General features: G+C 32.5%; 8 protein-coding genes. 2 read left to right on the forward strand and 6 right to left on the reverse strand.

Annotation, left to right across the window (positions count from 1 at the left end; translation table 11 throughout):
• Positions 1 to 102 precede the first annotated feature (102 nt).
• Genes pbpC through BT151_RS04515 form a run of 4 tightly spaced genes read right to left on the reverse strand, consistent with a single transcriptional unit; the run spans position 103 to position 9054 of the window.
• A complete protein-coding gene (gene pbpC, locus BT151_RS04500; RefSeq protein WP_072400553.1) occupies positions 103 to 2454 on the reverse strand; it encodes a penicillin-binding protein 1C in 2352 nt (783 codons plus the stop codon).
• Entirely contained in the window at positions 2451 to 2759 is a 309-nt protein-coding gene (locus BT151_RS04505) for an antibiotic biosynthesis monooxygenase family protein (protein WP_072400554.1), read from the reverse strand. Before BT151_RS04505 ends, pbpC begins: the two co-directional genes overlap by 4 nt.
• The gene (locus tag BT151_RS04510; protein ID WP_084647857.1) at positions 2756 to 3478 is read right to left on the reverse strand and encodes a YqjF family protein; all 723 of its coding nucleotides are present in this window, start codon (positions 3476 to 3478) and stop codon (positions 2756 to 2758) included. Before BT151_RS04510 ends, BT151_RS04505 begins: the two co-directional genes overlap by 4 nt.
• Positions 3478 to 9054, reverse strand: a complete 5577-nt coding sequence (locus tag BT151_RS04515; RefSeq protein WP_072400556.1) for an Ig-like domain-containing alpha-2-macroglobulin family protein — start codon at positions 9052 to 9054, stop codon at positions 3478 to 3480. The genes BT151_RS04510 and BT151_RS04515 overlap by 1 nt, the downstream gene beginning before the upstream one ends.
• Positions 9055 to 9324: 270 nt before the next feature.
• On the opposite strand from BT151_RS04515, the gene BT151_RS04520 reads away from it, so the two are divergent.
• Complete coding sequence (locus tag BT151_RS04520) at positions 9325 to 9810, forward strand: CAP domain-containing protein (protein WP_072400557.1); 486 nt, start codon at positions 9325 to 9327, stop codon at positions 9808 to 9810.
• 119 nt (positions 9811 to 9929) lie between these two features.
• Here the strand turns inward: BT151_RS04520 and BT151_RS04525 are convergent, their stop codons facing one another.
• Positions 9930 to 11051, reverse strand: a complete 1122-nt coding sequence (locus BT151_RS04525) for an isoaspartyl peptidase/L-asparaginase family protein (protein WP_072400558.1) — start codon at positions 11049 to 11051, stop codon at positions 9930 to 9932.
• Between the two features lie 121 nt (positions 11052 to 11172).
• Here BT151_RS04525 and amaB point away from each other — a divergent pair, with 121 nt between their 5' ends.
• Positions 11173 to 12726 (forward strand): L-piperidine-6-carboxylate dehydrogenase, encoded by a 1554-nt coding sequence (gene amaB / locus BT151_RS04530; RefSeq protein WP_072400559.1) that lies wholly within the window; start codon positions 11173 to 11175, stop codon positions 12724 to 12726.
• 158 nt (positions 12727 to 12884) lie between these two features.
• On the opposite strand, the gene BT151_RS04535 is transcribed toward amaB, so the two are convergent.
• Positions 12885 to 14018, reverse strand: coding sequence for an ATP-binding protein (locus tag BT151_RS04535; RefSeq protein WP_072400560.1), 1134 nt, complete (start codon positions 14016 to 14018; stop codon positions 12885 to 12887).
• Between the last annotated feature and the right edge of the window lie 30 nt (positions 14019 to 14048).

Here is a 14048-nt window from a genome sequence, read left to right on the forward strand (position 1 = left end):
TACTATATTCGACTAGGGTTGTAGCAAGTTTAGACGAAAGAGTATTCTACTAACGATGAATTGTTTTTCTGTAAAAAAGAGATATTTATGGGTTGAAATAAACTACTTAGAGATGATTATTTTTTGTGAAGTTTCATTCCCGAATTCATCAACAACAGTAATTGTGTGCTCGCCTATTTTTGGAATGATGGCGAAGTCGTGAATGTCTTTTGTAATTCCAATATAAGTGTCATCTAAATACCAAAATACAGTAGATTCTGGTTTAGAATGTGCGATTTTTAAAATGAGTTCGTTTGTATTCCCATCAAAATCTTTAGGCAAAAAAATAGTGTTTGATGCTTTAGGGTAAATAAATTGCATTGAGGTTGTATTTTCACCTATACAATCTAACCTAAACCTTGGTAAAGGTTTATAAAAAGGATTTTTAGTTTTGTAATAATGTTCCATTAAAGAAGGTAACACAAACCAAGATTTATGTGTGATGTTATTAATATCTTCACAAGAAGAATTGACTTGAAAGTGTTCTGTTTTATCTAAATGAACTAACACATGATATGGACAAGGTTTGGTTTTTAATCCACTTAATTGAACAAACTCAGATTGTTTTTCTTCACAATTTTGAGAAGCTCTGTAACCACTTTTTAAGCAGATTTCTACCTCTTGCATTTCATCAAAGGGTTTTGCAAACCAGTCACTATTTGGGAGTAAATCAAAAAGATCAAACAATATTGGAGCAGCAGCTTGTATACCAACTAAACCTGGTCGTCCTTCACCATCGGCATTTCCAACCCAAACACCAACTACATAATCTTTGGTTGTCCCAATAGCCCAAGCATCACGAAAACCAAAACTGGTTCCTGTTTTCCATGCAATTTGTTTGGAATCATTAAAAAACTCCCAATTGTCGTCACCTTCTGGTCTGTTTACTTTTTTTAAGCTTTCATAAGTTAAGTAAATAGAAGCGGCATCAAATAGTGTTTTTTCTGAGGTTTTCTTTCCAAAATCTATGTTTTCTGAAGCTAGAAAAGTGGGTTCGCAAAACTCATTTTTAAAATATTCACTAGACGATTCAGAAAAATGATTTAAGGTTGAAGACAATGCCGCATAGCTTTTACATAAATCCCAAAGGTTACTTTCTGCGCCACCCAAAACAAGCGATAAACCATAATGATTGGCATTATATTTTAAATCTTTAAGCTGTAATGCTTTTAAATAATGATGAAATTTATCCAAGCCAAATTCTTGTAACATCCTAACGGCAGGAACATTTAATGAACGTGATAAAGCCCGACTTGCAGGAACAGCACCATCATATTCTTTATTATAGTTTTCTGGATTATAGTTTCCAAATTGCGTTGGTACATCTGCAACTAAAGTGTTTGGTAAAATATCGCCAGAATCTAACATGGCAGCATATAAAAAAGGTTTTAAAATGCTTCCTGTGCTTCTGGGTTTGTCTATAACATCTACATCTTTTTGATGTGTTTTATCTGTTGGTGAATTTCCAACGTAGGTTAAAACTTGACGTGTATTAACATCTAAAATTAAAACCGAAATGTTATAAATTTCATTTTGTTTTAAAAGGTTGTAATGGTTTTTAACAATGGTATTTGTTTGTTCTTGAAGTCTTTTTTTAATAGTTGTTTGAATGCGTTTTCCGGAATATGTTTGCGATACTTTTTGCAATAAATGAGGCGCAATTTGTGGTAAAGCATAAGGTTTTTGTGGTAAGCCTTCTGCAATTGACAACTGGTATGTAAGTGAGTCAATTATTTCATTTTCTAAAAGTTTATTTAGTAATCTGTTACGTTTTACTAATAAGCGTTCTTGATTTTTTCCTGGATAAATGAGGCTTGGCGCATTAGGCAAAACTGCTAATGTGGCACTTTCTGCCCAAGATAATTCGGTGGGATTTCTATTAAAGTAACGCCAAGATGCAGCGTCTAATCCAACTACATTTCCGCCAAAAGGGGCATTGCTGCTATAGTAAGATAATATTTTGCCTTTGGAAGTTCTTAATTCCAATCGGGTAGCAAGAATAATTTCTTTAATTTTTTCAAAATACGTTCTAGGTTTTCCTTTTCTAGACAAGCGAATCACTTGCTGTGTTAAAGTGCTTCCTCCACGTTTTACGGAGTTCGATTTTAAATTATCTCGTAACGCTTTAAATATGGAAACAGGATTAAAACCAGGATGTTTATAAAAATATTCATCTTCAAACTGAATAATACAGATTTTAAATTTCTCTGGAATGTTGTTATTTTGTGGAAATCGCCATTGTCCATCTTTTGCGATTTGAGCTCCTAAAAGTTCATTATTTGAACTTGTGATAACAGTTGCTGTTGGATCTTTAAAAAGTTGTTTTGGTAAAAAGAAATAATATGCAATCAAAAGTAAAATAACGATTGCAGATTTTATTTTATGGGATTTTATGTAGGTTATAATTTTGTTCACGAATTAAACTCATACTCGCGTTCTACTTTGCAAATTCTTACGTTATACCAATTGTACCAATCTGTTCTACCTTTTTGTTGTGCAACTAGATGTTCGCTTTGTTGTTTCCAGTTTTTTATAGCATCTAAATTTTCCCAATAGCTAACTGTTATTCCAACATCTTCTCTAACGCTATCCATTCCTAAAAAACCATATTGTTGTTTAACAAGTTCATCCATTTGTTTTGCCATTTCTGAATAGCCTTCTATATTTTCTTTTTGTGTTGAAGTGAAAATAACGGCATAATAGGGTTTAAAATCTTTCATATTTTATGTTTCTTTTTATCCCAAGTTAATACTTTAACACCTTTTGAATAATGAATTCTATCTGGCTTGTTATTTATAAGATGATTAAATTTAGGGTAATTTAGCTCCAATTTTTTAATATCGATAGATTCAATTGGCCATTCAGCATGATGCACATCGTATTCAATAACTTTGTTTTTGTAATCTTGAAAAACGGCGTAGCGTTCGGTTAGCCAAATGTCGGTTTCATCTTTATTAATCACATTATGATCTAATCTGTATTCAGTGTAAAATGAATTATTTTGTATTTCATTTTCAGACTCATAACTAAAACTAGTGCGTTTCATTTTAGAATATTGATATGGAAACTTAGAAATCATTTTTAAAACACTACAAGACGAGCGTTTGCTACCTTCCATATTTAAGAAATAGACACTTGGTTTGCCTTTGCAGATAGTATAAACGCGAATATTTATTTCATAAAAGTCTGAAATATGTGGCATTTTGGGCAGACTTCGCATACCAATATTATTCATATCGAAAGCCACTAAACTCACCCAAGTTTTGTTGTTAATAATATCTAATTCAATGCCTTTTGGAAGCAAAGGTTTTATTAATTCTTGGTTTACTTCCCAATGCAAAAAGATAGCTTTATTCCATTCTTGGTAAAATTTCCAAGAACGTTTTGGAACCTTAAATGATCTGTGTTTGGTGTGTTTTAATATTTCTTTTGCTTTCATTATTTAGTTACTTCAATCCAACGTCCTTTTGTGTGTACTAAAAATTCATTATCGTACATAGCTTCGGCTTGAATTCCTGGTAAATAATACGTTCCAAGATACGAAGCATTTAGTATGACGTTAAATGTTTTGGTGTCATATTTTCCTTTTTGAGGCAGATCGAAATAAAAATTGACTCTATCGTCTCTAATATCTGTAAATCGCGCCTGACTTGTCGTGGTATCTCCAAAATCGGTAAAACGTGTGTTTACAATTTCCCAGCCAGAAGGAAAAATTTGCGTTAAAGCTAAGTCGTTCACATTTACATTTTTAAGATTACTTATCTTAACTGTTGCCACAAAATCTTGACCTTGTTGAAGCTTGGAAACATCCATTGTGTTTCCTTTTAAATCTTTATAAACTACAGAAACGCTTAAACCACGTTGCTCAGTTAATTCTTCACCTAAAGGCAATTTTCCAGAATTTAACACACGTACATAAACTACATTATCTTGATTATTTTTAAAGCTAAGTGTATTGTTTCCATCCACAACTTTTAAATCGCGTTGAGCAATGGCACTTTTTGTATCGATAGTTTCCGTTTTACCGTTAAATGTGTAATTCAGTTTTACCGCTTTTCCTCCATTGGCTTCTACCATTTTAGCTATTGCTAGCAAACTATAAGCCGTTGTTTGTGTGCTCATCCAATTGTTGCTTGATAGATCTTTAGCAATAGTTTGTGCTAATTCTCTAACACGATTATCTTTAGTTAGCACCATAGTTTCTAAAGCCATAGCGCGATTTCTATTAACCGAACCATAGGTGTAATAATTATATTTTGGATGTGTGAAATTTATGTTTGCAGATTTTGAAATATTATCGCTTGCTTCTTTTTGTCCTGCTAAGGCATAAGCAGCCGCTAAACGCCATTTTGCTTCGTTGGAAATTTCGGTGAATTCTCGCAATCTGTTCATGGCGGCTAAATCTGGACTTCCTGCAAGCGCTAAAGTGTATAATCTGTAGGCTTGTGCTAAATCAGAATTATAAGTTTTATAACTTGGTTGCCAATCGCGAGCCGCTTGTTTTTGGTATTGAATCCAATTACTTTTAAATGAAAGTGGCAAAACAAATCCTTTTTTCTCGGCTTCAATCATAAAATGTCCAGCATAACTTGTAGACCAATCGTTGGCTGTGTTTTCGCCAATCCAATAACTCATTCCTCCATTTGGCCTTTGAAAATGGCCTAAACGTTTGATACCATTTTCTATGTTTTTCTGAATTTCCTGTTTTTTATCAAAGGTTAAATCGAAAATATCATTTAAATATAACTGTGGAAATACGCAAGATGTAGTTTGTTCTAAACAACCATGAGGATATTGAATTAAATATTGTAAACGACGCGAAAAATCCATTGGAGGCATCGTTGAAAACTCTAAAGTTGCCGAGTTTGTACCAACAACACCAAAAGTTGAAAAATCTAGAGATTCAGTTGCATTGGCTTCTAAAGTTTTATCTAAAGCTTTTGAAGTAATTGGATTAGGATTCATTACATCCAACTCGACTTTGTATGTCGATTTTTCACCATTTCCAGATGCAATAACTTCAATGGTATTGATGCCTTTTGTTTTGCTAACATCTAATTCAAAATAAGCCATTTGTTCATCTGGTTTTGCAAATGATAATGCTTTAGTTTGGTCGCCAATTATTTTGATTCCGTTGCTTAGTTTTAAACTAATATTCACGTTTTTTACATTAGGTTTCATAGCAAAAACAGTTACTGGAAGTGTTACTTTTTCACCAGGACTTAACTTCCGCGGAAGCGTTGCTAAGACCATTAAAGGCTTTTTAACTTCAACAGATTTGTCTGTGCTACCATAAGCTTCATTTGTATTGTTTCCAGCAACAACCATAGTGCGAACTGCTCCAATATAATTTGGCATTTTAATTTTATGTGATTTTTTATCTCCAGCACCCAATGTAAAAGGTCCTAAATAGGTAACCACAGGTTTAAAACGATTTGCTTTTTTGTTTTTTCCAGCAGCTGCATTTCCATCTCCACCAATAGCAAATACCTGATCGATACTTCCAGAATAAGCGCCAATAACATCATCAAAAATATCCCAAGTTTTTACACCTAAAGCTTCACGTTTATAGAATTCGTCCCAAGCATTTGGTGTTTTAAAACGTGTTAAATCTAGTAAACCTTCTTCAACCATCGCAATGGTGTAAGTCATTGGTTTTTTGTTTTTTTCAGACACAAATACTTCAAATTCCTGTTCTGGGCGTAATACATTTGGCATGCTTATTTGCGGTTCTAATTTGGTATTTGGGTCTTCAACCAATAAAGGAATAATACCATATAAACGAATTGGTAAATCGTTTGCTGTAATAGCATGAGGTTGCAATAATGAAATATTTATAAACACATTTGGAGCCATTTCTGGTGTTACAGGAATGTTTATTGTCGTTTCCCCTTTGTTGGTTTTTACCCATTTATAATCTAAAACTTCTACGCCATTTTCTATGCTTACTAAAGCACGTCCTTCGCTTCCTGAAGGAAATGTGATTTTGGCAGTTTCACCAACATTATAGTGTTCTTTATCTGCTGAAAAAGCTAATATTTTAGCAGCTTCCTTATCGCCAGAAGGCATATACCAATTTTTATAAAAATAAGCTGTTCTTCCAGTGGCATGACCACTTACAGGATCGGAAATTCGTATTAAAAAACGACCACGTTCTTCATCTGGAATATTTAGGTTGAATGATGTTTTTCCGTTAGCATCTGTGTTCACTTTTAAACCTTTAAAAGGTCTGTGATAGCTACTTGATGCATAGGTTGCTAAATCGTCGTAAGACGAATTCCACCACCAACGCCATTCAATTTTATAAATTTTTACTTCTAAATCATTTCTTTTGATAGGTTTTCCGTTAGCATCAACTACAACGACATCAAATTTCTGATTTTCATCAGTGAAAAAAGAACCATACGCATTGCCTTTTGGAGAATGCATTCCAACAAAAGAGGAATATGGTGCGTAGGTTTTTGTGAAGGCGTCCATCGAGAAATCCCCTCCATTTTCGAAAGCACGAACCAAAAATTGAACATTTAACATGCCTGGAGCGTTTTTACCAACTTCCAGTTTATTATTAATTTTAGCAAAACCTTCTTCGTTTACCTTACCTTCAAAAACATTAATTTCTTCTGTATTAAATTGTCGTGAAGGATCGTTAAATTGATAATCTTTATAGTTTTTGAAGCTTGTGTAAGAGGTGCTGAATTTGGCTTTAATTTCTGCTTTTAAGTTTTTTGCTGGCGCACCATGAAGCCATTTTACATCTAAAGTTCCTTTTATAGGTTCCGTGTTTGTTAAAACTTCATTTTCAAAATCAACTTTAATTTTTAATCGATTTGGTTTAACCGTTTCAATTTTTAAGCCTTTATAAAACGTTGCACCACCAACCGAAACTTTAGCATTGTAGTTTCCTGTTTTGTCCTCGGTAGACGTTGGAACAGTGAATTTAAAAAAGTTATTAATGTTGTCTGACGTTACTTTTTTGTAGACTAATTTTCCGTTTGGATCTGTAATTTCCAGTTTTACAGGATGATTTTTGGGTAGTTTATTTTCATTGTCATTAAGCATAAACGTTAAATGCAAGGAATCTCCTGGTCGCCAAACACCACGCTCACCATAAATGTAGCCTTTAAGTCCGCGTTGTAAACGGTTTCCAGACACATCGAATTTACTTAGAGACAAAGAATTTCCGTCAAGTAACTTAATATAACTCGTATTATTTCCTTTAGAAACAATAGCGAAAGCAGCTTGTTTATCGGCATCTATTGTTATTAAACCATCTGCATTTGTGACAGCAGAATTGGTTTCTTGCTGCTGAAAATTGAATAATTTAACAGAAGCATTTGCCTCAGGGTTTGTGGTTAGTATATCTGTGACAGCAAAATAATAAGAGTTATTTGCACTTTGTTTTGCAATAACGCCCAAGTTTGAAGCTAACAAGTTTTGTGACACAATTCGGTCTTCATTGTAATAGGCTTCATGGCAAGGGTTATCGCGTTCTCGCCAATTGTAACTGTAATTTCTATATCTGTAGGTTAAATTATCCCAGTATTCCTCTTCGCGTAAATCTTCATCTTCAGTATTGCTTTCTGTGTAGTTTTCTTGGTAATAATCGTCTTCGTAATATTCATCTTCGTAATAATCGTCATTATCTTCAGAGTTTGTAATGTTTTGATTGACCTCACAATTATAAAGTGAGTAGTCTTTTTTAAAGCTTAATTCTATTCTGTAAATAGCTCCAGGATCAGCTTTAAAATATTTGGATAAATCGATGCTATAAGCTTTCCATTTTCCAGTGTTTTCAACTGCATTATCAATTAGTGTAATAGTTTGTTTTGCAACACGACGGCCAACACGTTTTATAGCATTTTCGTTATTACTGTTTAGATTATTGTCTTGTAAAAATTGAAGAATATTATCTTCAAAAATTTTAATCACACGAACATCAACAGCTTTTAAATTAACAGATTCGAAGTTGAAATTTAAATCTTGGGAATTTGGTAAAATAGTTCCGTTACTAATTAAACGAACTTGTGGTTTTAATTCTTCAAACGAAATTGTTTCAGAAAATGGTTTTTTAAGTTTATAGTCTTCAGTGTTCTTTATGCCTTGAAAAACATCAACCAAAATATTACCAATTAATTTTGTGTCTGGATATACTTTTAACACATTTCCATTAACTACATATTTTGGACTTTTTACATTTTGAATGGTAACCAAACCATCAAAATTCTGTTGTTTTTTTAAAGGATCGGAAAAGTTGATAGATAAGTATTGTTCAGGTGTTTGAACAACATCAATTTTTGTAATGGTGAAATTATTTTTTCCAGGAATTACAACTGTATTTTCTCCAGAGTTGTCTGCTTTTATAGACTTTCCGTTCCATTTTACAAGTATATTGCTGTCTTCAACAAAACGATTAATACTATCGATTTTGAATTCGAAAACTCTTGAGTTTTTAAAAGATTCATTCCATTGCAAGCTTAATTTTTTGCCTTTCTGCGAAGCTTCAATCAATTGTTTTGCATTGTCTAGCGAAATAACATCGGCCGATTTTAAAATACCTTCCAAATATTGCCATTCTTTGCTATATGACTGCAAGTTGTTGGTAACAATATTAAAGTTGGGCTTAATGGTTTTAAATTGAAAAGTGTAGTTTTTAAATTCCGAAGGTAAATTGGTATAAATATCACCTAGTTTTACAACAACCGTATATTCGGTATCAGCTTCCAAAGGTTCGTCTGGAATAAAATTTAAGGCATGAGCATTACTTACCAAAAGCTTCCCAGAAACGTGAGGTTTTATGCTTAAAATATTGTTTGTAATTTCTTGATTAAGTTCCCAACCTTCAACATCGTTTGATAAACTTACAACGATAGGGTCTACAACAGAAACATTACCAGAAGTTGTGTAACTTATATAATCTCTAAACTTAAAAAGGTTGTCGGTTTCAATATCTTTTTTTTTACATGAAGTAGCTAGTGTAAGAATAAATGCGAAAACGAGAAGTTTTTTTAGAGACATAATGTTGATGAATTAAATTGAAAATTGTCTTTGTAAAAGAAAGTGTGTGTTGTTTCTTGTTAATAGACTTACGTTTAATATTAAAAGGTTAGGTTTTCTAAAAACGTTAAAAAAGTCTTAAGATTTCTGTTATAAATATAATTTTCATTTAAAAATCATAAAAAAAACCGATGTAATACTCTTTTTTTTAATAAATATTAGAATTACAGCATCTAAGTAACTATAAATCAATAATAAATATATATTTGAAAACCCTAAATCAAAACACTTATGAAAACCTTTTATTTTAGAAAACCGTTTGTAATACTGTTTCTTACAGTATTATTATCCACTATTTCATGTTCCAAAGATGAATCTGTAGAAGATATTGAAAAACAAGAATCACTATCTATAACCAATGAAATACTTGAATTAGTTAATGTGCATAGAGCAAGCATAGGAAGTCCAGCATTAAGTAAAAGTGTTTTAGCAACTCAATTAGCTGAAGAGCACACGTTGTATATGATTGAACAGAATAAGATGAGTCATGATAATTTTGACTTAAGAGGAAGAAGATTAATTGATGAGGAAAAAGCTATTAAAGTTGGCGAAAATGTGGCATTTAAATATAAAACAGCTGAAGAAGTTATGGAGGCTTGGTTAAATAGTCCTGTTCACCTTAAAAATATAGAGGCAGACTTTGCATTTATTGGAATAAGTGCCATAAAAAATGATGATGATTTGTTCTATTATACACAACTATTTTTTAAAAAATAGTTGTGCTTTTAGGCTTCTAAATATTGTTTTGTTTCTGTTCAAGTAATCTTAAATAAAGCAATTAATAAGAGTTTGTCTTAATAAGCTATTTGTTTATTGAGATGTTTTACTTAGAGTGTTTATAGTTCTTTAAACATCCCAACATTCAACTCTCCTTGTGCATTCATAGTCGCTCTAAACATTCCTGGAGTATTAAATTCCATCACCATATTGCCTTTTTTATCAATAGCTATAATGCCGCCATTACCTTTGCCATCACCAATTTTAGGTAATTTATTTTGAATTACTTCTTTTGATGCTTCTTTTAGGGTTAACCCTTTGTATTCCATTAGCGCCGAAATATCATAAGCCACCATGCCTCTTATAAAATATTCTCCCCAACCAGTGCTAGACACCGCGCACGTATTATTGTTTGCATAAGTACCGGCTCCAATTATAGGTGAATCTCCAATGCGTCCCCAACGTTTATTGGTCATACCTCCAGTTGAAGTTCCGGCTGCTAGATTACCGTGTTTATCTAGAGCTGCACAGCCAACAGTACCAAATTTTGAATTTTTAATATCCTCATTATAAAAAACTGAAACCTTATTGTCTTTAGGGTTTTTAACTTGCTCTAACGTTTTCTTTTTACTTTCTGTTGAGAAGTAGCTTGGATCTACAATTTCTAAACCTTGTTCTTTTGCAAAAGTTTCGGCGCCTCTTCCAGAAAGCATCACATGAGGGGATTTATCCATAACTGCTCGCGCTAAATTTATTGGGTTTTTTACAATTCTTGTTCCAGTTGAAGCTCCAACATTTAATGTTTTTCCGTCCATAATTGAAGTGTCGTGCTCATTTCTACCTTCATGAGTAAAAACAGCACCTTTGCCCGCATTGAATAATGGAGAATCTTCTAATACATTAATAGTTTTTTGAACAGCATCTAAACTGGTTCCACCATTTTTTAAAATAGTGTACCCAGTTTTAATAGCTTCTTCAAGTTTTTGAGTGTATTCAACTTCTTTTTCTGGCGACATAGTTTCTCTGTTTATATAACCTGCACCACCATGAATAACTATAGAAAATAAATTTTGAGAATCACCATCAATTGTTGTTTTATTTTTAATAGCCTCTTCCGTCTTTTTAACCTCTTCAGATTTATATATTCTTTCTTCTTTAATATCTGAGTCAAGGAGTTTATCATTTTTTTTACAGCTAGTAAACAGCAACAAACCAACGAGTATTAAGGTGAAATTTTTCATAAAAAACAAAATTAATTAGCGCATTAAAGTTAACAGTTTTATCATTACTAAACTTTAATAAAATCGACTTTTAATTGGTATATTCGCAAATAAATTCATCATAATTAATAAATCAATAACAATGGAAGCGATAGCAAATGATTTTGGTATAGATAAAGCCCTAAATATTTTGGGTATAAAAGATATAAATGAAGGTACTTCAATGGGTTCAAATAACTTTTCTAATGGAGATATTATTGAATCTTATTCTCCTGTTGATGGACAATTGATAGCTAAAGTAAAAGCAACTACTAAAGCTGATTATGATAAAGTAATGGATGCGGCAACTTCAGCTTTTAAAACTTGGAGAACAATGCCAGCGCCACAACGTGGTGAAATTGTACGTCAGTTTGGTGATAAATTACGTGAGAAAAAAGAAGCTTTAGGAAAACTGGTTTCTTATGAAATGGGAAAATCTTATCAAGAAGGTTTAGGAGAAGTACAGGAAATGATAGACATCTGCGATTTTGCAGTTGGACTTTCTCGTCAATTACATGGTTTAACCATGCATAGTGAGCGACCTGGACATCGCATGTACGAGCAATATCATTCACTTGGCGTTGTTGGAATTATTTCGGCATTTAATTTCCCTGTAGCAGTTTGGGCATGGAATACAGCTTTAGCTTGGATTTGTGGGGATGTTTGCGTTTGGAAACCAAGCGAAAAAACACCAATGTGTGGAATCGCTTGTCAAAATATCGCTGCTGAGGTTTTTAAAGCAAATAATTTACCAGAAGGAATTTCTTGTTTAATTAATGGTAATTATAAAGTTGGAGAAATGATGACCAAAGATAAACGTGTACCTTTAATTTCGGCTACAGGTTCTACCAGAATGGGTAAAATTGTAGCGCAAGAAGTTGCAGGTCGTTTAGGAAAGAGTTTATTAGAATTAGGAGGAAATAATGCCATTATTGTAACGCCAGATGCTGATATAAAAATGACGATTATTGGAGCTGTTTTTGGAGCTGTTGGAACTGCCGGACAACGTTGTACATCAACACGTCGTTTAATTATTCATGAGTCTATTTATGATAAAGTGAAAAATGCAGTAGTTGATGCTTACAAACAATTGCGTATTGGAAATCCTTTAGATGAAAACAAACATGTTGGACCATTAATTGATACAGATGCAGTTAAAATGTATCAAAATGCTTTAGAAAAAGTTGTTGAGGAAGGTGGAAATATTGTGGTTGAAGGCGGTGTTCTTTCTGGTGAAGGTTACGAAAGTGGTTGTTACGTAAAACCGGCAATTGCAGAAGCACAGCCGCATTATAAAATTGTACAACACGAAACATTTGCACCAGTTTTATATTTATTAAAATATTCTGGAGATGTTGAAAATGCTATTGATATTCAAAATGAAGTTGCGCAAGGATTATCATCTGCAATAATGACTAATAATTTACGCGAGGCTGAACGTTTCTTATCTGTACAAGGTTCAGATTGCGGAATTGCAAACGTAAATATAGGAACATCTGGAGCCGAAATTGGTGGAGCTTTTGGTGGTGAAAAAGAAACTGGTGGCGGACGCGAATCGGGTTCTGATGCTTGGAAAGTATATATGCGCAGACAAACAAACACTATTAATTATACAACTGAATTGCCTTTAGCACAAGGTATAAAGTTTGATTTATAAGAACAAAAAAACCCTGACTCTTTTTCAATTTGATTTGGAGTGCAAGGTTTTTTCAAAAGATTAATAGCAAGGCAAATATGCAAATTTATAGTGAAATTAAAAGTGTTTTTTTATTAAATAAAAGTTAAGCTTAGCGGTTTTTTATTTTTCTTAAAATTTTAGCTATATTTTACTTTTCTTAAAATTCTTAGAGTTTCTTTGTGAAGATTAAATAATTCATTGCTGTGAGCTTTTAAGTATGGTTTTGCTTCATGAAGCTTATTAACAGCTTCATGAAATAAATTGAGGTAGCAAATTAAGTAGGTTGCAGGTAAGTTTCTTAAGTCTGCTTCTTCTCTTTCTGTAAGGTTTATACCTTTTTTAAGTTTCTCTAAAATAGCGTTATTGGTGTTATATATATGAAATAATATTTTTTTATCATATTGTGGAGGCTCAAACAAAAGTTTGGTTTCAATATTATAACTGGCATTATTTTCAAACTTAATTAGTGTTTCTTCTAATTGATAATATTTGTGAGAATCTTGAAGACCAAGACTTACATACTCTATAATTTTAAAACTATCCTCATCAAATGAAATAGCAACTTCGTCTAAAGCTGAAAAAAACAAACGAACACGTTCGTTGATTAACTCGATATCCACTCTAGAAAAGAACACTTCATTTTTAACAACTTTTTTTTGTCCTGCCCAACACAGCACAAAATATTCTTTAAAAACTTTATATTTTGCATTGTAATCTTTACGATGATTCATGAAATCGAAAACACCATTCAAGGTATGCTCTATATTATTTTGAGCATTATTCTCAATGGCCTCCACAATTTTAGAGTTCACATCTTTTATTTCAATATCAAAAACTTTGGGCATACTCATGCTTCCGTCTCTAAAAAAGACGGAGCCACCATAATATTTCCATATATTTTTTCTAAGAGAAGTGAGCTTACCAGTTGGTCTTATTGTTACTAAACCAACAACCTTATCATCTGGCAAATGTGGAAACGGAATATTTTCATATTGAACAATAGGTGGACTCGTTAGGTAAGCATTGATGAGGTTTTGTATTTTGCTGTCATCAAAAAAATCTACTCCAACAATATTATTGTCTTCATCTTCAACACCAATAACAATAAACGAGTTGTTTTTTGGGTTACTGTTTGAAAGTGCACAAATATGTTTTAAAAACTTAGCTTTACCTTCCTTATGGCTAATATCTATTTTGCGTTTTTTGTCGTAAAAACTATTCTCATCATTATGAGCCAAAAGATGTTTAATAAGAAGGCGTTTGTTAATCATATTTATCGTTCACACTTTCACATAAAACTT

Source organism: Flaviramulus basaltis (genome assembly GCF_900114265.1).
GTDB lineage: Bacteria > Bacteroidota > Bacteroidia > Flavobacteriales > Flavobacteriaceae > Flaviramulus > Flaviramulus basaltis.

Bases quoted from the DNA above. Each gene is read 5' to 3' on its own strand.
- BT151_RS04505 (WP_072400554.1), bottom strand. From the start codon at position 2,759: ATGAAAGATTTTAAACCCTATTATGCCGTTATTTTCACTTCAACACAA.
- BT151_RS04510 (WP_084647857.1), bottom strand. From the start codon at position 3,478: ATGAAAGCAAAAGAAATATTAAAACACACCAAACACAGATCATTTAAG.
- BT151_RS04515 (WP_072400556.1), bottom strand. From the start codon at position 9,054: ATGTCTCTAAAAAAACTTCTCGTTTTCGCATTTATTCTTACACTAGCT.
- BT151_RS04520 (WP_072400557.1), top strand. From the start codon at position 9,325: ATGAAAACCTTTTATTTTAGAAAACCGTTTGTAATACTGTTTCTTACA.
- BT151_RS04525 (WP_072400558.1), bottom strand. From the start codon at position 11,051: ATGAAAAATTTCACCTTAATACTCGTTGGTTTGTTGCTGTTTACTAGC.
- amaB (WP_072400559.1), top strand. From the start codon at position 11,173: ATGGAAGCGATAGCAAATGATTTTGGTATAGATAAAGCCCTAAATATT.
- BT151_RS04535 (WP_072400560.1), bottom strand. From the start codon at position 14,018: ATGATTAACAAACGCCTTCTTATTAAACATCTTTTGGCTCATAATGAT.